12 protein-coding genes are annotated in these 18155 nt (G+C 50.1%); 1 reads left to right on the top strand and 11 read right to left on the bottom strand.

What is annotated here, in order from left to right:
- Nucleotides 1-64 precede the first annotated feature (64 nt).
- Both AC0YNV_RS12930 and AC0YNV_RS12925 read right to left on the bottom strand, forming a co-directional pair.
- Nucleotides 65-1093, bottom strand: a complete 1029-nt coding sequence (locus tag AC0YNV_RS12930; RefSeq protein WP_475768479.1) for a response regulator — start codon at nt 1091-1093, stop codon at nt 65-67.
- Complete coding sequence (locus AC0YNV_RS12925; protein WP_475768478.1) at nt 1068-2834, bottom strand: histidine kinase; 1767 nt, start codon at nt 2832-2834, stop codon at nt 1068-1070. Before AC0YNV_RS12925 ends, AC0YNV_RS12930 begins: the two co-directional genes overlap by 26 nt.
- A gap of 374 nt (nt 2835-3208) precedes the next feature.
- On the opposite strand from AC0YNV_RS12925, the gene AC0YNV_RS12920 reads away from it, so the two are divergent.
- Nucleotides 3209-3769, top strand: coding sequence for a DUF4352 domain-containing protein (locus tag AC0YNV_RS12920; RefSeq protein ID WP_475768477.1), 561 nt, complete (start codon nt 3209-3211; stop codon nt 3767-3769).
- Between the two features lie 199 nt (nt 3770-3968).
- Here AC0YNV_RS12920 and AC0YNV_RS12915 read toward each other — a convergent pair whose 3' ends face one another.
- The 9 genes from AC0YNV_RS12915 to AC0YNV_RS12875 all read right to left on the bottom strand — a co-directional run bounded on the left by AC0YNV_RS12915 (nt 3969) and on the right by AC0YNV_RS12875 (nt 18066).
- Nucleotides 3969-4157 (bottom strand): hypothetical protein, encoded by a 189-nt coding sequence (locus tag AC0YNV_RS12915; RefSeq protein ID WP_475768476.1) that lies wholly within the window; start codon nt 4155-4157, stop codon nt 3969-3971.
- Between the two features lie 33 nt (nt 4158-4190).
- Nucleotides 4191-4541 carry a hypothetical protein gene (locus AC0YNV_RS12910; RefSeq protein ID WP_475768475.1) on the bottom strand — a complete coding sequence of 117 codons (351 nt, stop codon included), beginning with the start codon at nt 4539-4541 and terminating at the stop codon, nt 4191-4193.
- Nucleotides 4542-4639: 98 nt separating this feature from the next.
- On the bottom strand, nt 4640-4771 hold the full coding sequence (locus tag AC0YNV_RS12905; protein ID WP_475768474.1) for a hypothetical protein: 132 nt from the start codon (nt 4769-4771) through the stop codon (nt 4640-4642).
- A 342-nt stretch (nt 4772-5113) separates the two neighbouring features.
- Nucleotides 5114-10858: an Ig-like domain-containing protein gene (locus AC0YNV_RS12900; protein ID WP_475768473.1), complete on the bottom strand. Its 5745-nt coding sequence runs from the start codon at nt 10856-10858 to the stop codon at nt 5114-5116.
- Nucleotides 10859-10886: 28 nt separating this feature from the next.
- Nucleotides 10887-12653, bottom strand: a complete 1767-nt coding sequence (locus AC0YNV_RS12895; protein ID WP_475768472.1) for a cache domain-containing sensor histidine kinase — start codon at nt 12651-12653, stop codon at nt 10887-10889.
- Nucleotides 12654-12704: 51 nt separating this feature from the next.
- Nucleotides 12705-14318, bottom strand: a complete 1614-nt coding sequence (locus AC0YNV_RS12890; protein WP_475768471.1) for a response regulator — start codon at nt 14316-14318, stop codon at nt 12705-12707.
- 130 nt (nt 14319-14448) lie between these two features.
- Nucleotides 14449-16074: an extracellular solute-binding protein gene (locus tag AC0YNV_RS12885; protein ID WP_475768470.1), complete on the bottom strand. Its 1626-nt coding sequence runs from the start codon at nt 16072-16074 to the stop codon at nt 14449-14451.
- 152 nt (nt 16075-16226) lie between these two features.
- Nucleotides 16227-17093 carry a carbohydrate ABC transporter permease gene (locus tag AC0YNV_RS12880; protein ID WP_475768469.1) on the bottom strand — a complete coding sequence of 289 codons (867 nt, stop codon included), beginning with the start codon at nt 17091-17093 and terminating at the stop codon, nt 16227-16229.
- A 7-nt stretch (nt 17094-17100) separates the two neighbouring features.
- On the bottom strand, nt 17101-18066 hold the full coding sequence (locus AC0YNV_RS12875; protein WP_475768468.1) for an ABC transporter permease: 966 nt from the start codon (nt 18064-18066) through the stop codon (nt 17101-17103).
- Between the last annotated feature and the right edge of the window lie 89 nt (nt 18067-18155).

Genomic DNA, 18155 nt, shown 5'->3' with positions numbered 1-18155 from the left:
AAGCACAAAAACCCGATCGCGTTCAGGCCGAATGGCCGTGATCCGCTCTCGGGCTTGAATAGATTCAGGCTCGCTCTGTATGCCGCTGTCTGTATTCGCTTGGCAGCAGGCCGGTTTGTTCCTTGAATAATTTGCTGAAGTAACGCTGATCCGTAAAGCCGCATTTCTCGGCGATCCAATAGACGGGATGGTTCGTTGCAATGAGCAGCTCCCTTGCCGCATGCAGGCTTGCGGCCTGCAGGAAGTGGCTGAACGTCAGCCGCGTAATATCGCGGAAGCTGGTGCTGAAATAACTTTTGCTCAGGTTCACCAATTGGCTGATCTCACTCTGCTTCATATGCACGGCCGGCTGCTCCGTGATCAGATCAACCGCCTTGACGATTGAGCGTATGACATCCTCGGAATAGGCGGAGCTACGCAGCCATGCGGCCAACTCAGCGCGAAGCCCTTGCAGCCAGACTGCAGTCTCCTCCCCAGGCGGACTGGACCATTTGTCCCAGCCGAACATCGGGAAGCTCCGCCTCCATCGTTCCATGGCAGCTAGCAGAATCGGCTGAAGCTCCGCAGCATCGCTTCCTTCCAGCTCCGCGACCGCATCCGCCAATGCCTGGAAGCTACCGTCATCCATGACCCACAGCACTCCCGCCGCCCGCTCGGCTGCCGCCTTCCGCGCATGCGCAGGCTTCGTTTTGACAAGAGAGCTCCCTGGAAGATCCTGGCGGACAGCTCTGAGGATTCGCTCCATCGTGAGGTCCAGATCAATCTCCTCAAGCTGGGTTTTGACGATATAATCGACCGCTCCCATGCGAAGCGCTTCCTGGATGAAATCGAAATCCTGATGACAGGTCAGAATGACGACCTTGATTGCGGGATCGAGCTCCTGCGCTTGTTTGACCAGCTCCAGCCCTGACATCCCGGGCATCGTAATATCGGTCATCAGCAGCTGGACGGGGTGCACCCGCAGAAACTCCATGGCCTTCTCGCCCGTCGCCGCTTCCCCGGCAATCTCAACTCCGAATTTATTCCACGGGAACATTAGCCGCATCCCTTTGCGCACCAGGCTTTCATCATCCACGATCAGGGCCTGAATCAAGGACATCCACTCCTCTTAAGGTATCCGGGAGCCGAATGGCGATCGTCGTACCGATGCCGGCCCCGCTTTCAATCATCAGCTGCGCTTCTGCGCCATAATAGACGGATAACATTTTTTTCACATATCTTAAACCGATCCCAAGCCCCGACTTGTGCAGCTGGCCGTCACTTTCCTCCAGCATCTCCAGCAGCTTTTCCTCCGGCACTCCCTTGCCATCGTCTGTCACCCGCAGATAGAGCGCATGCTTCTCCCGGGTTATCTCAACCTCGATTTCACCTTTATCGTCGTCGTCGAAGCCGTGATACAGCGCATTTTCCACAAGCGGCTGAAGAATGAAACGCGGAATCGGGACATCAAGGCAGTCCGGGTCTACGAGCAGCTTCACATTGAAGGAATGATCATACCGGATATTCTGGAGCTCGATATAATCGCGAACGGCGTCTACCTCTTCCTTCACGGTAACGATAATATTCTTCTTGCCCAGATTATAATGCAATACCCTCGTAAAAATCGATACGAGCCTCGCAATATTTGTCTGACCCTCCAATCTGGCCAGCCATTGAATCGTATTCAACGTGTTATGAAGAAAATGCGGATTGATCTGCACAAGCAGCTTCTCCACCTCGAGCTGGCCTCTTCGCTTCTCCTTGTCCTCCACATCCGAGATCAGCTCCGATATGCGTCGGCTCATTTGGTGAAAGTTAGCCAGTATGTGATTGAACTCCGCAAGCCCGGTTGCCGATACGCTCGTCAGAGACGGATTGTAGCTGAATCTCGTGATTTCCCTGTTGATGATGCGTATAGGTCTGTACACCATCCGCCAGATCAGCCAGGCTAGAACGATGCCCAGAATGAGCGAGAACGAAGCAAACAGGATAAACTGCGACAGCCATTTGTTCATCTCCCGGTTGTACGCATCCTTGGGAATAAGCTGGTATAGCGTCCAGCCCTGCCTTCCTGCAGCCTGAAAGGTCTGATACGTCCCTTCTGGCACAGCAAATGTTGTCCCGATATCAACAGACTCATCCGCCATATTGCTGAATGCAGCCTGCCCCGTCGGCGTGGTCAGCACATGATATACGGGATAATCCACCGTGGAATCCGGCTCGGCTGCCGCAGTGAACAGCGCTTCGAGTCCGACGACCTTCGTCTCAATATAGGCATAGATCGAGCGCCCATTCCCATATTCCAGCTTGCGGAGCAGAGAGAACACGAGCTCCTGCTGATTTCCTTGGTCCAGTGATTCATAAGGCCCATAATAAGTGAACAGCTTCTGCTTGAAGAACGCTTTCAGATTTTCCGGCTTGAAATTAATCTTCACACTGGCATTGGGAAATAATAAAGGCTCTGCCAGCTCCGGCGCGTAATAGAACATAACCCCCAAATTGGGGTTGGAGAAATTCACGTTCGCAACGGACTGATTAATATTGCGGAACAGGATCGAGCGGTTGAACGAATCCTTGCTGGTAATGAACGTCACAACGTCCCGGCCGATCCCGCCCTCGATATCCATCAGCTGCGACACCCTGCCGAGTTCATCGAGCTTCCGTTCAAGCTCGTCCCGCTCCCGCTGCACCTTATCCAGCCAATCCGCCTCGATCTTCTGGGTTTGCACAATATAGATCCACCGGTAAGAGATATACCCGGTCAGCAATATAGGAATGATCGTCGCGATCGTCAAAATAATGGCCAGTCTGCCCTTGAGAGACCTGATCAATGAAAAGCGATGGTCCTGTTCCATGCGCCAGGCTCCTCCAATGCGATGAGTGTAGAGAACAGGATTATCTTATCACAAGGGTGGTTCCATCGCTTAATGGAAATCACAAGAAACGCCCAAATATGCTATCTAAAAATCCCAATTAACAGATAGATTGATGCTGCCTCTCCTTTCAAATTTAAAATGCCAAATATCGAACTATAGCACTCCAAAAAAAACAGGAAGTATTGGAAAGGAATTCAAAAGGCCTAGTTTAAAAGCTGGAATTTCATTAAAAGGCAAGGTAAATAGTCTCTTTTTCGACGAAACGATGTTAAAATATGTCGAAATTTAGATGGCACGTTCATATGCAATATGATAAGATTAGTAAATATTACCTACTTGGGGGAGGATTTCACTTGAAAAAGGTTTTTAAGATTGGATGTTTAGGTTTTATAGTTTTAATAGTTTTGGGTATAATTATTGCCATTGTGGCTTCAAATGGGGATAAGGAAGATACCACGACGACATCCACTGGTTCAACAGCTTCAAATACGCCGGAAAAACCTGAAGAAAAGAAATTATCAGTTATTGGTGAAGAGTTGAAAGTCGGGGATGTCATCTTCAAGGTAAATAAAATCTCAACAACAAAAGAAATAAAAGATGGGGAATATTTTTCGTTTAAACCAAATTCAGAAGGAAGCGAATATCTTATCGTGAATGTCACTGTTAAAAACAGTGGAACTGAACTTATTACTACGGATTCATCATTTTTTGAACTCAGAAAAGGAGAAATAAAGTATGCTCCTTCATCTCTAATAACGACTTCGAACGAATTCTTTATGTACGAAGGCATCAATCCAGGATTATCCCAAACAGGAAATGTCGCTTTTGAAATACCAGAAAATGAAAAAGATTTTATTCTCAATGTCCAGACTGGATTTTTTGGAACTGAACAAGGTCAAATTCAATTAAAGTAAGAAGAAACTAACTTAGCCGTCCTTTGGCGGCGCAGTAGTTTCTTCCCTCAAACCTTATAGAAATTTATAGGCGTGAAACTTATAAATTCTATAAGATTGAATAAACACTACTTTCTGTGAGCTTGAAATGCTGCATAGAAATCGATAATCCAATTAAAAAAGCAGCCCATTCCTTCATAAGAGGACGGGCTGCTTTTGCTCACTTCAGCCCATTTCTCCGCTTTTGCGAAACGGCTTTTAGAAGATTCCAGTGCCAATTTGACAGTCTCCGAACCAGCAGCATGCGCAGCGGCGGCTCGTCCAGACAGACAATATCCATAATGATGCGTGCTGCACGTACAGGATCGCCTGCCTGGCTGCCTTCGATTTGTTCACGGAAACGGTTCACGTTGCAAGTTCGTAAGTTCAACAGAGAAAGAGTCTAGAGAAAAATTAACCGCCCTACATATCCTGTACCTGGTGTATAACCGTCTCCGTTCATCATGGTATCAACGCCCCACGCCTTTGCAATCTGTATAACATCCTCTTCATCTGGAAATTTTGCATCTTCTTCATCAGCTTCAAGCTCTAATTCATTGTAAATGATATTCAATTCATGCTCTTCCACAGTACCGGCACCGTCATTCTTGATGATTCCTCCTTGTTCGCCCGAAAAGGCAAATGCTCTTATTACGTTACCGTTCACAGCTTTCATCCATGCATAGTATCCAACGACACGATGATTGCCGAAATATTGTGTTTCTTCATAAAAGCTGCTCAAGCTCATAACCATAGAGGTTATACTGCCAGGATCATCTTGATCCCCGCTGAAATCCGGCAGCAATGCGCCAATAACGAATGTCCATCCCTGCAGCTGTGGGGAAACAAATATCAACTTGCCGTTAGCTGAATCGACTCCCGTTTTCCCGGAAGGTCCGGTTCATTCTCTACAGCTATTTCATCGTACGTGCTCGAGATGTCTTTTCTGCGTGTTAATTTCTTCATCCAATCATTTAAACTCACTTTTGTTCGTCTCCTTGTCATTATTGTTCAATAGTCACTCTTTGTTTTTTCTTAAACCAGTGCACAATCGATTTCACTTGTTCAGTATCGAAAATGTTCTTTGAGTTGACTTCGAGAAGAACCCTCCCACTCCTGCATGCGATCGGAAAAATAGATAGCCATCAAAAGAAGGGATACCGCATTCCGGCACAATTTAAGGTTATGGGAATAAGTTAATGCGATTATGCGGGATCAACTATTCAGGTCTGATGAGCTCTCCCTCCTGCCGCGCAGAAAACAAAGAAGAAGGGCTCTTCCAACAGTCCTGTAAACCGACTGGGAACAGCCCTTTCATTTAGTGATTTACCTGGTTTGCCTGCTGTCATCGGAGCTGTTCGGGTCCTGATAGAATCCGACTTCAGTTAAACTGGTAAACGCATTCTCTGAATTTCCTTGTCCGTTAATCCGGATATACCGGGCTGATATTTCGCTGAAATCATAGCGCTCGTAGTCCAGCGTAGTCCCGAGACTTGAGCCCGCAAATATTTTTGCCCACCTGATCTTATCACCGGAAACCATAATATCGAATTGCGTCGTCCTGTCGCTCCCTCTGTAGAAAGCCAGCGCCATACTATCCATTCTCTTCATCTCGCCCAGATCGAACTCAATCCAGGAGGCTCCCTCCGCTGACCAGCGGGATTCCGGATTCAGATCCAGATCCAATGCGCGCTCAGGGAAATAGCTCTGGTCAACTCCCCTCGCACGGACCGACTGAACCGGAATTCGATCCATTGCCGTTAATTCCTCAGGCGCGACAATGACCGGGTTCACATCCTGCAGTTCATTTTTCGGTTCATATTTGAAGATGATCGTATACGTTGTCGTTTTGCCGCCTGAAGTTACGCTTACTCTGGCATTGCCCAGCTCATCCACCTGCTGGATCTCCACCTGATCCGATGTATTCTGCGCCACAGCCGTTATGAAAGGCTCTGCGGAAGTATCCGAAGGAAGAACCACGTCATAGATATGGCGGTCCGGCTTATAGCCTTGCAGCAGCTCGCCATTTACACGTAATTCACTTAAGACCGGCCTTGCCGCTTCGTCTAGTTGCCACTGCTCGAGAGGTTTCACCACCGGAGCCGAGGACGGAATGGCTTCTCCTGGCAGAAGAGGTACCATCCACACCGTTAAAGTCTCGTTCGTTACGCCGCTCTGATGGACGGCAAGCTTCTTGATCGCGTCATTATTCCCCTGGCCTCCCGGCTGAAGCGAAGTAGGCAGCGGCTTGGCATCGATGACCGAGAAGGTCGCATCCCCAGCATCCAGCAGCTGGACCCAAAGCCGCTTGTCCAGCTGCGTCAGTACGGCCGATTTGCCATCCGGACTAATCTGAATGTCCGCAGGGGTATGCATGAACCACCAAAGCTCGGAAGGATGGTTGAATTTGATCTCATCCTGAAGAAGCAATTGGGTTCGTCCCTCTACTAACGCCATGCCCCGCTTCGCGGATATGGTCTCGGAGGCATACGCATCCGTCATATCCAGAATCGCCATGGAGCCGTTGTCATTCGATTCGAAGTTCTCTACGGTGCTGGTGCCAAGCGGATTCTGATCCGCTCCCGTACCCGGATTGACAACCAGGGTATTGTGCCCCTCTGCGCGCTTCCTGTAATAGGACCAGCGGGTGCCCTCAGGTGTATTGTCAAAATAGGCCGGCAGATTATAATCGTCCGCTCCAAGATCAACGGCCCACCGGGTTCCCAATGCATCCAGCACAAAGCTGCCGCTGTCCAGATCCGAGTGGCTGACCTGGTGGCTGCCGCCTTTGAGGCCGGCGAACAATCCCTGAGTGCCCTCCCAATCGCTTCGCATGCTTAATGCGCCGACATTCTCGAACAATTCATCCTTGGGAGCGGCATTGCCGGCAGCAGCCGACGGGTAGAGCTCCGGGCGGTACCATAGCAATTCCGCCACTCCGCCGCTCTCGGGATTAACCGATTTATGATAATAAGCAAACTCCGGCCGGTTGAATTGACTGGCGAACCATAAGGATTCTGGAGCCAGAATCCTGCCGCTCCAGGCATCCCCGAAATTAAAGGTGCCTGTCGTTCCCGTCATATACATGGGGAAGTTCACGGTGTCTTTAAATCCTTGCAGCCCGGATAATCCATAATCCGTTCCAAGGGCTGTAAACATGCCGCTCAAATAATAAATGGCATACATACTGCCATATTCCCAGTAGGTCGGCCCTTCCGCCCAGCCGCCATCCGGAGCGTATTCCGCCAGCATTTTCGGCAGGGTGCGCACACTGCCCTCCAGGATCTCGCCTGCCAGAGCTTCAAGCTCCGGAGATTCGTCGCCGATGGCCAGCGCTCCGAGACCGATGCCTCCATTGACCACCGCATTCCAGTTCGTGATAAAAGTAGACCAGGTGGACGGGTTGCGGTACTCGTTAACCGCTTCGTCGAGCCCTTTTTGTTTAATGGCATTGCGGATGACCGTTTTCTGCTCCGGACTCCATGCGTCGTACATCCAGTCGTATCCGATTGCAAAAGCATGAGTCATTTCCGCCGTATCCAGGAAATGGAACGGATTCCAATCCGGAAACTCCGCTGCCGCCTCCAATTCCGTCCAGGACCTGTCGACATACCGCTGATCTCCGGTAAGCTGATACATCATTCCCCAGTGCTGAATCCGGGTCAGCACGGCACGGGAAGTATCCAATATTTCAAGACCATTCGGCTTGACATACTGCGATACTGGCGCATCAAGCATCGTGTCCGCTTCAGTCTGAACCGTCTTGTACCAACGCATCATATTTGGATCCGTCCCGATCAGCGAGCGGATCCTGTCGAAATCGTCTGCGGTCGCCATTAACCGCGGATGCTGCTTGTCAGGGTTCTCTGCTTCCAATTGCGTAATGATATCTGCGCGGGCAGGTCCGATCAGGATAGAGATGATGCCATTCGCTTCTCCGCCCTGTCCGTCCAGGACATGGAATTCGAACTGGTCCATTCCTGTATAATTGGCTGCAGGCGTATAGGTCCAGTTACCGTTCCCGGTGATGGCAACAATGCCATGAGCCGCCTGCGCGTGCACGGAATAAGTCAATGGATCTCCATCCGGATCCGATGCCAGCTGCTCTCCCGTTCCTGTTAACGCGGCTCCCTTCACCGTTGCTTGCTGCAAGGAATGAGCTGCGGGAGGATCGTTGACCGGCTCAATCGTAACAGCAATGTCCACGAGCCCGATGCCGCCGCTGCTGTCGAAAACAGCGAGCAGAACGGAATCGCTGCCGGAGTAATCCTTTCCGGGTGTATATTTCAGTACCGCACTCTGTTCAAGCTGTACAGCTCCATGGAGTGGATATTGCAGTACTTCATAGGAATACGGCGAGCCCGAGGAATCGTGGGCATCCAGATTCAGCGCCAATATTTCATCCTCTGCTCCTGTGCCGTTATAGGTGCGGGTCGCAAGCTCCGACGGCGTACTGCTGACTGCAACGACAAGATAAGCCGCATGCTTGCCGTCCGTCGACTCGGCGGTAATCCTGGCAGAACCGATGCTATTGGCTGTAATGACGCCTTCGGATACGCTGGCAACCGCCGGATCCGAGCTTGTCCACACGATATCCTGAATATTGGCATGAGCAGGGACAACCGACGCATGAACCGTGAATTGCTGTTCCGGTTGAAGCGCGGCGGTCTGGGCATCCAGGGATACGCCTGTTACAGGGAACCACTCCACCAGCTCCAGATCATCGAACCAGGCTGTTCCTGTACCTGTATTGTAATAGGCGCTCACCAAAGCTCTTACCGCGCCTGCGGGCGCTTTGACCAGCGTCTCCGAATAGCTCCAATCGACTGTTTTATTATAATTCGTGCTCGTCACGTTGGAGAGAGTGCCCCCATTCGCATCAAGAAATGCCACACGATAAAACACATTGCTGATAATATTGCTTGTTTTGATCCAGCCTGACAACCGGTACGTGGCGCCTGCTGTTATGCCATCGATAAACTGCGCCGCGTTCGCTTTGGCAATGCTTGACGTCGCCGGGGAAATCTGCAGCGATCTTTTGCCGCTGTGGTAGACATTATCGACTACCGTAACATTAGAAAGTGTGTTGTCCAGCTTCGTAACAATATATCCGCTGGCCTGCCAGTCCGTCCAGTTGTTCCTGGTGCCGGCTGTAACGGTCTCGAACCCGCCATTCGCCACCAAGCCGGGAGCCGTAACAGTTACTGTGGCAGAAGCGGATTGCGATCCGTCCCTTGTGCTGGTTGCCGTGATAACGGTTTCACCAGCAGCCACGCCAGTCACGACGCCTTGATTCACACTAGCCACGCCAGCGTCGGCAGTAGACCATATTACATTCTTCTCAGGAGTGTTGATCGGTCTGGAAGCGGTCGTGGGATACAGATTCAAGATAAAGCTTTGACCCACATCAACAGTGGGATTCTCTTGATCCAGTATAACCCCTGTTATTTCCACTTCATCAACAGCGAGCGCAAATTGTGCCGCCTTGCTGCCATCCTGCGTCGTTGCTGTAATCGTTGCTGAACCAACATTTAATGCGCTCACCAGTCCCGTGCTGCTGACCGAAGCAATGGATGGCGCAGAGCTTGACCATGCCACATTCTTATTCGTCGCGTTGGCAGGGGTGACGATAGGCGCCAGCTGCAGCGATTCCCCTTTAAACAGAGTCCCGTTATCGGGCGAGAAGCTGATCCCGTCTACAAAAACAGCAGAACCCTCCCCCTTGGGCTCCACCCGAAGGTCATCATACCAAACCGACCCTTTGCCCATCCATATAAAGAGCTCGACGGCCATCTTCACCGTTCCCGGAGGAGTCGTAATCGTGCCCATAAGCTGTGTCCAGTCCTGCTTGAGAATATTTTGCTGCCAGACATAGACGGGTCCCTGGTCGGCAGTCGTAATATTGCCGCTGCTATCTGTCATCTGCACACGGGCCCATGCCCCGCCGCCGCTGTCTGCTGCAGCCAGATCCGTCTTCACCCAGCTGCTGATTTCGTAGGTTCGATTGCCTTCCACGTTAATAAACTGATAAATGGACCCGCGTGAATTATTCGCCGACCCGTTCAGACGAAGCGAATGCCCGTTGTTATGACGGACAACACTGTCTACAGCCGGGGTAACCGTGGCGACATTCTGGTTAAAGCCCCAGCCATCCGGCAGACTTCCCGTAAAACGCTCAAAATCCCCATTGCTCGCCAAATTGACGCTATTGGTCGTCGTGAGCATAAAGTGCGCTTCCTTGCTGCCGTCCACCGATGTCGCGGTAATCACGGCTTCACCGCCGCTTAACGCTGTAACCAGCCCCGTGCTGCTCACCGAAGCAATAGACGGTGCCGAGCTTGACCACAGCACGTTCTTGTTCATCGCGCTGGCAGGCGTGATGACCGGCGCCAGCTGCAGGGATTGGCCTTGGTCCAGCGTCCCCGAATCGGGCGAGAAGCTTACCCCGTCCACATGAATGATTGAGCCTTCATCCATCGGCTCCACCCGAAAGTCATCGTACCAGACGGAGCCCTTGCCCATCCAAATAAAGAGCTCGACGGCCATCCTCACCGTGCCGGGGGGAGGAGTCACCGTACCCGTCAAATGCGTCCAGTCTGCCTTCAGAATATTGGGCTGCCAGATATACACGGGCAGCTGGTCGGCAGTTGTGATATTTCCGCTGCTATCCGTCATCTGTACGCGAACCCATGCCCCTCCGCCTCCGGTCGCAGCGGATAAATCGGTCTTCACCCAGCTGCTGATTTCATAGGGCTGGCCCGCTTCCACGTCAAGATACTGATAAACGGACCCGCGGGAATTATTCGCCGTTCCGTTCAATCGAAGCGAATGCCCGTTGCTGTGATAGACGTCGCTGACTACAGACGGGGTAACCGTAGCCGTATTCTGGTTAAACCCCCAACCATCCGGCATGCTTCCTGTAACGCTCTCAAAATCTCCATTGCTCACCAGGTTGATCGCATCCGCCGACGCCGTATGATCATAACGTGGGAGCGGCATAAGCACCATTGGCAGTATGAGGGCAATAACAAGCAATCTGATTAAGGATCTCCTATATTTTGATAGACTCATCTTAATTTCAATCCTCCTCATAAGATTTTTATTGGCTGTATGGAAAATAAAGCCGTACGACCGTTCTGGAATACGCTGCGCTCTCCAGCTCCATTCTCGCTTCATCTCCGTAATAGAGCTTCAATCGCCGGTAAACATTGTGCAGCGCAAACCCTTCCCCTGCATTCTCTGCTTCGAGGCTTCGAATAAGCGCTTCACGATCAAAGCCTTTCCCGTTATCCTCGACACTGTATACGATGTACGGATCCTGCCTTTCGATCCGGATCTGAATCCGGCCTGTGAAATCCTCATTCATAAAGCCATGGAGAATAGAATTCTCCACCAGCGGCTGCAGCAGCAGCTTCAGGCTGGAATGATTGAGCAGAGCGGCATCTTGCGCATCGATCCGGAACTCGAACAGCTCTTCATAGCATTGCTGCTGAAGAATCAGATATTGCGTCACATGCTCGATCTCCTTGCCGACCGTCGTGAGCTCATACCCGTTATTCAACCCAAGCCGGAACAGCAGGGAGAGAGAAACAATCATCTCCTTCACATCCTCCTGCTTGCGGGATTCAGTCTTCCAAAGAATCGTATTGAGCGTGTTATACAGGAAATGGGGATCGATTTGCGATTGAAGCGCTTTCATTTCGGATAGCCGTTTTTGATGCTCCGCTGCCTTCACATCCAGGATCAACACTTCAATTTTTTCAAGCATCGTATTGAAGCGCCCTCCCACCTGAGCTACCTCATCCTGGTAGTCGCTCTCGAAGCGCACAGACAAGTCATTATCGCCGGCACGCGACATCAGCCTTTGCAGCTTCTGAAGCGGGAGAACAAGCCTGTTTGTAACCCACTGCGACAGGAGGAAAACGAGCGGAATCAATAAGCCGATAATAAGGATGACAGCCCAATTAATATACCGGATGTCCTTGAGCAGCAGCTCCTTCGGCTGAAGATAGACCACTTTCCAATTATCCGGAAAAGATATAGCGGCATAGTTTACCAGATAAGATTTCTTGTCAAAGTCGAACTCGAAGTGCTTGCTTCCCTTGTTCAGGCCTGCCAGAAATTCATGATCCCTCACCAAAGGCGCCAAAGGCGAGCTTTGATCCATCATCGGCTCTCCCTCGGCGTTCAGCACCATAATATGACCGCTGTCTCCTGCCAGGTTGGTTTCCACAAATTCCTTGATCGACTCTTCCTTCACATTCACGACCATTTGTACCTTATTTCTGTTCACGGCTGAGATCGGTTCGATCAGCAGGCTGAGCACGCTCGTCTTTCCTTCAAATAGAGGATCCTCATGGGACTGGCTCCAATAAGGCAGCATATTTGCCTTCATTTGTTGAAACAGCTCCGTATCCTCAAAGGCAATCTCTTTCCTGCGCGCATCGCTATTCGAGAAGAATTCTGCTCCGGGGGTATGGACAAGCACCGTCGCAATCGAAGGCTCGATCATCTTCATCTGCATCAATGGCGTCTGGAGCTTATTGTTCAGCGAAAAATAGGAATAATAGGAACCCTCCTGCAGATTTGTGGATGCGGATTGCAGAATATCCTCGAACGGAGGGCTGATCATAAACGTTACCGCGGACAGTCTAACCTTGCGCAGCTTCTCCTGAAGCGCCATAGCGGACTTGTCGATCATCAATTGGCCCATTTCTGCGGCTTTCTTCTCCAGCAGACTTGAGGCGATATAATGAGCGGACAATCCGGTCACGACAATAGAGACAAGGGTAATGAGCATAATGGAGAACCCTATTCTGGATTTGAACGAGCTTCTGTACAAGAGCGTTCTCAACAGCCTTCTCAAGCCTCTTCTCTCCCCGTCTGCGCAAAATATTCAAAAACCCGACCCGCACATTTACATTTCCCTGCGGCTGCGAAACTCTGTGGGCGTATACCCGGTATTTTTCTTAAATACATCGCTGAAGTATGAGCGCTCCTCATACCCGAGCAGCTCGGCAATCTCTGCGATGGGCTTGTCCTCCAACAGCAGCAGCTTGGCCTTTTCAATTCTTTCCTGGGTAATGAACTGCATGACCGACATTCCCGTTATCTTCTTGAACAGGTTGGCGAAATAACTGGCGCTGAGATGCACCTGTCTGGCATAATCGCCAACCATCAAATTGACATGGAGATGATCGCGAATGTAGCTGATCACTTTATTGATCACAACCTGCCCATCGGTATGAAGATGACTCTCAATACAGTCGCAGCATAACCTGCATAAATCCTCCAAGGCCCGTCTCGTATCTCGCTGTGAGCTGTCATGCGAAGCCAGAACGCGTTTGATCTCCTCGAGCACAGTGCGGTCCGCACTGTCGTCGAGCTCGGGAACCGCCTTCTGAATAATGACGGACAGCTCCAAATAGCGTGTTCTGATCATACTCGGCGAGGGGAGCGCCATCCGGGAATCCCATCCCTCAAAGATGAACTCAAGCGCCTGCTGTACTTTTCCGAAATGGCCTGTCCGGATGGCAAAGAGCAGCTCCTTCTCCTTCTCGGCAGAGAGGCGCAGAAGTTCCGCTCTTGGCTTGGACTGGATATTGCTATAGGAGAATACGCTGTTGCCCCCCGTATAGAAGGTATAGGACAGTGCCTCAACTGCTTGCTTGTAGGCGTCCGGGAGATCCGTCAGAGTGTCTGCGACAAGACTCACACCTGCGGATACCGTACATTTTGTGTACTTGGCGATATTATCCCGGCATTGATCGGTCACCGTCACGATATCGGCAGCCTCGCACGGGTTCAGAATAGCGACGAATCGACTGACTGATTCGCGAAAGACGATGCCTTTGGTATTCGTTAGAATCGTTTCCTCTGTAATATTCTGTACTGCAAATCGGAGCATCTCTATTTCGCCTACGGAAATATCCGTTGTGCTCTGCGCGAAATGGTCTACCTCCAGCACAATAACCGCAAGCGGAGACTGCTCCACATCAATCTGCAGAAATTCCCATCGTTCCTGCAGCCTCTCCTGCCTGGCCGTAAAGCGAAGCAGTAAATTCAGATATTCCTGACGCAGCAGCGGCATGCTTTCGCGGAGCATTTTTTGCATATCTCTTGCCTGATTATGCTCCTGCTTTTCCGTTTCCAGCACAGCCTTTGCCTGGAGTACAATTTCCACAAGCTGCTTTGGTGTAAACGGTTTCAGAATATAGTCGTAGGCTCCCATGCGTATCGCTTTCTGGGCATCGTCAAAATCGGAGTATCCGCTGATAAAGATAATTTTACTATGGGGAATGAGAGAAGAAACCTCGCTTATCATTTCTGTGCCGCTAAATTTGGGCATACGAATATCCGTCACGATAATATCCGGTTTGGTCTCCCGAATAAGCGCCATGCCGTCCTCTCCGTTAAAAGCGGTTCCAACAATACGTATGCCGTGCTGCAGCCAATCCATGTCTCTGGAAATCCCGTTAACCACAGCACGAATATCATCAATGACGACCATTGAATAACACGGTGTATCCATCTGTGATACCCTCTTTGCTCATTATCAAAAAGAAGAACTGCCGCTTTCAACCGGCAGGCTTAAGCACCTGCAGGTCTACGGCAGCTCTTTTGATTAAGACCGGGGAACAGTCGTTCTATCAGGCTGTCTATTAATTTAAAAACCGTCCATAAGCCGCATTATAAATTTCCAAAACCTGATCAAGTCCAAGCTGTTTAAGCTGGCTGATATATTTGTCATAATTGGCTTCAATAGATTCTCCGCCCATATACCACTTTTGGGTCGTTTCCCCTACATAAGTCTCTATCTGTGGAACCAATTCCTTGATTTTTTTATCCTCTTCTATTGTAAAGCTTAGAGGCGGCAGTTGGTAGTCGGTGGATATATAATTATTATCCGTATACAATTTGACGCCCTTCAAAGCAATTTCATTCGTCCACTGCTCTTCATAAGCGAAATCCTGCCAGCCTCCAATCAATAATTGAGCACCCGTTTGCTCGCTCAGGTATAAAGGCACAGAAGCTTCCTTCAGCACGGCTTCCGTAAATTTCGGCTTGCCGTCCACCATCGTGTAGGTTTCGCCCTCAATACCGTAGTTAAGCAGGTTCCTGCCCTCCTCTGTCCACCAATAATCGAAGTATTCCAGGATAGCAGCCGGATCTTTGGCATTTGCCGATATTGCCCAGCCCCGGTTATTCGTCAGCGGATCACGTTTGGTAACCTCAAGCACTTTACCGGAGATACTGGCCGGAGGCGCTATAGGCTCAAGGTCAAAGTCCGGCGTCTTCTCTTTCATTGTATTATTATAATTGGCGGTGCTCGCGAACCAGTCATGCGCCGAGCCTCCGGTGTTATCTCCGAAGAGAACATCGCGCGCATTGACCCCGCGGGTAAAGATTTCCTGGTCGATCAAGCCTTCCTTATACCATTTGGCAAGTTCCGTCAAAGCTGTTTTATATTCAGGCTCGCTCGGACCGTAAGCGATCTTGCCATCCTTGATGAAGAAGGTATGATAAGCATCCCATAACGGGTAGAGACTGGCGAAGCCATAGCTTGTATTGCGGTGGAAGAAAGGTACTTCATCCTTCTGGCCGTTTCCATTGGGATCCTGTTCCCGAAACGCTTTCAATACCTTGTAATACTCATCTACAGTTGTAGGAACCTGCAGGCCCAGTTTAGTAAGCCAATCCTGACGAATAAACCAGCCTTCCTGGGCGAGGCCGTCCGATACGAAAGGAACGACATAAATATTGCCATCAGCAGCTGTAATGCCGCTTTTCACCTGCGGGTGACTGTCCAGAAACGTCTTGAAGTTCGGTGCATGCTGTTCAATCAGATCATTTAACGGGACGAGCGCTTTCTGAACGCCAATTCCATTGAGATCATTGATGGCATAATCGATAATATCCGGCAGCTCGCCGGAGGCCAGCAGCAGATTCCAGGCTTGCTTCTCATCGCCGTCAGGCGGCGCTACATTATTCAGAGTGACGCCTGTCGCTTCAGCAGCCTTCTTGAAAATCGGCATCTCCCCCGTCACTTTAAGCGTCGGGTTAAAATAGTAAAAATCAAGCGTCACAGGGTCTTTCTTCACGACAGGCGGCTCAGCCTGCTCCGATGTCGTGGATGCTGCAGGCTCTGAAGGCGAAGTATCCGCATTAGCTCCATTAGCCGAATTTGCAGGTTCCTCTGGCGCGTTCGCGTTATTGCCGCTGCAGCCTGCGAGCAGACCTGCCAGTAGGGTCAATACCAGCAGCATGACATAATAATTCTTTCTCACTTGTTGACGTCCTCCCTTTATCTACCCTGCTATTTATGTGAATGGGTTCAGCCCGGGGCTTACCGTGCGCATTCCGGAATACGCTTACAGCCAGGAGGGCTTTTCCCCATTGACAACGACTTTTTCTCTTACTTGATATCGGATGCAGCGGTTCAGCCCTTTAGGGAGCCGACCATGGCGCCTTTCACAAAATATTTCTGAATGAACGGATAAAATACCAGCATCGGCAGTACCGCTACAACAATCGTTGCGTAAATAACGGTTTCACCCACCAAATAAGACGTATCGCTCGCCATCATCGAATCGCTGGGCTTCATCTGCACAACCAGGCGGTTAAGCAGCACCTGCAGCGGAAGCTTCGACTCCGAGCGAAGCAGCACCATGGCCCAGAAATATCCGTTCCACCGGCCAACCGCATAGAATAAGGTCACGGTAGCCAGGGCGGCTTTGGAGAGGGGAAGCACAATTCGCAGCAGGATAGCAGACTCGCTGGCACCATCGATCCGTGCGGCTTCCTCCAGTTCATCCGGCAGCGATTGAAAGAAGGTTCTCAAGATAATAACATTGAAGGCCGATAGGGCGAAGCTGATAATAATGCCAAAGCGCGAGTCCAGCAAGCCTAGACTCTTCAGGTTCAAATAAACAGGAATGATGCCGGCATTGAAGACAAGCGTGAAAGAGAGCATCAGATTGATGAATGTTCTTCCTCTCAGCCTTTTTTTGGACAGGCTGTATGCGCCGCAAATGGTCAATACCATACTTACAAGAGTTCCAACAATGGTATAAAAAAGCGTATTGGCGTAACCCGTCCAGATGCTTTTCTCCCGGAATACGGCCTGATACGCATCAAGCGACAAGCCCTGCGGGAATAGAACCACTTTTCCGGATACAACAGCTTCCGGCGAACTGAACGATGCCGACAAAACATATAGTAACGGATATAGAACAATAAGCATAACAAGACTTAACAGGCCATAATTAAAGACATAAAACCATTTTTCTCCACGGCTCTCCTTCATGTGTACCTCACCAAAGTCCGTTCCCGGTATATTTTTTACTGAGCTTGTTGGAAAGTATAATGAGTATTAATCCGACAACAGAGTTGAATAAACCGACTGCCGTCGCCATATCGTACCGGCCATTGACGATGCCTTCCCGGTATACATAGGAATTAATGACATCCGCCGTTTCATAGGTGACTGGTTGATACAGCAAAATAATCGCCTCATAACCAACCTCCAGCAAACCACCGATTTTCAAAATAAGCATAATCATAATCGTGGGCAGAATCCCCGTTATCGTAATATGAATCGTCCGTTTCCATTTGCTCGCTCCGTCCATGACGGCTGCCTCATACTGCTCAGGGTTGATCCCCGCTAACGCTGCGATGTATATAATTGCGGAAAATCCAGCCTCCTGCCATATATTCATCGAGATAAAGATGCTTCGGAAGTATTCCGGGACCGCCAGAAAGTAGATTTTCTCCATCCCCAGCTTCTCCAGCATAAGATTAACCACTCCGTTGCCCGGCGCCAGCAGATTCGTCACAATACCGCACACAACAACGACTGAAATAAAATGGGGCAAATAAGTGATCGTCTGTACCCATTTCCGGAATATCCCGTTCTTCACTTCCTGCAGCAGCAGCGCCAATATAATCGGAGCAGGAAACACAAACAGCAAGCTATAAAAACTGATCATCAGCGTATTCTTCATGACCCGCAGGAAATAGTCGCTCTTCAAAAACATCTCGAAATGATAGAGTCCTGCCCATTCGCTTCCCTGGATTCCCTTCCAGATGCTGTAGTCCTTGAATGCAATCTGAAGACCGTACATGGGCTTGAATACAAAGAGGAGATACCAGATTACGAATGGAACCACCAGCATATAGAGAAACCAGTCCCGCCTGACATCCATCCATAGATTCCCCAGCCAGGTTTGACCGGTGTTCAAAGATGGCCTCTCAGACAATACCTCCATTTCTACCTTCATCGTTTGCGTACTTCCTTTCCTGAATAATAACTTGCTATAAATATAACAAGGTTCACTAAACAGGTTAAGGAAGAATCCTATTGTAAAGG

The sequence above is a fragment of the Paenibacillus sp. JT31N11 genome, from assembly GCF_056269285.1.
The sequence above is the reverse complement of the archived record's forward strand: the minus strand, read 5'-3'. Positions and strand labels throughout refer to the sequence as shown.

Bases quoted from the DNA above. Each gene is read 5' to 3' on its own strand.
- AC0YNV_RS12925 (WP_475768478.1), bottom strand. From the start codon at position 2,834: ATGGAACAGGACCATCGCTTTTCATTGATCAGGTCTCTCAAGGGCAGA.
- AC0YNV_RS12910 (WP_475768475.1), bottom strand. From the start codon at position 4,541: ATGGTTATGAGCTTGAGCAGCTTTTATGAAGAAACACAATATTTCGGC.
- AC0YNV_RS12900 (WP_475768473.1), bottom strand. From the start codon at position 10,858: ATGAGTCTATCAAAATATAGGAGATCCTTAATCAGATTGCTTGTTATT.
- AC0YNV_RS12890 (WP_475768471.1), bottom strand. From the start codon at position 14,318: ATGGATACACCGTGTTATTCAATGGTCGTCATTGATGATATTCGTGCT.
- AC0YNV_RS12880 (WP_475768469.1), bottom strand. From the start codon at position 17,093: ATGAAGGAGAGCCGTGGAGAAAAATGGTTTTATGTCTTTAATTATGGC.
- AC0YNV_RS12875 (WP_475768468.1), bottom strand. From the start codon at position 18,066: ATGAAGGTAGAAATGGAGGTATTGTCTGAGAGGCCATCTTTGAACACC.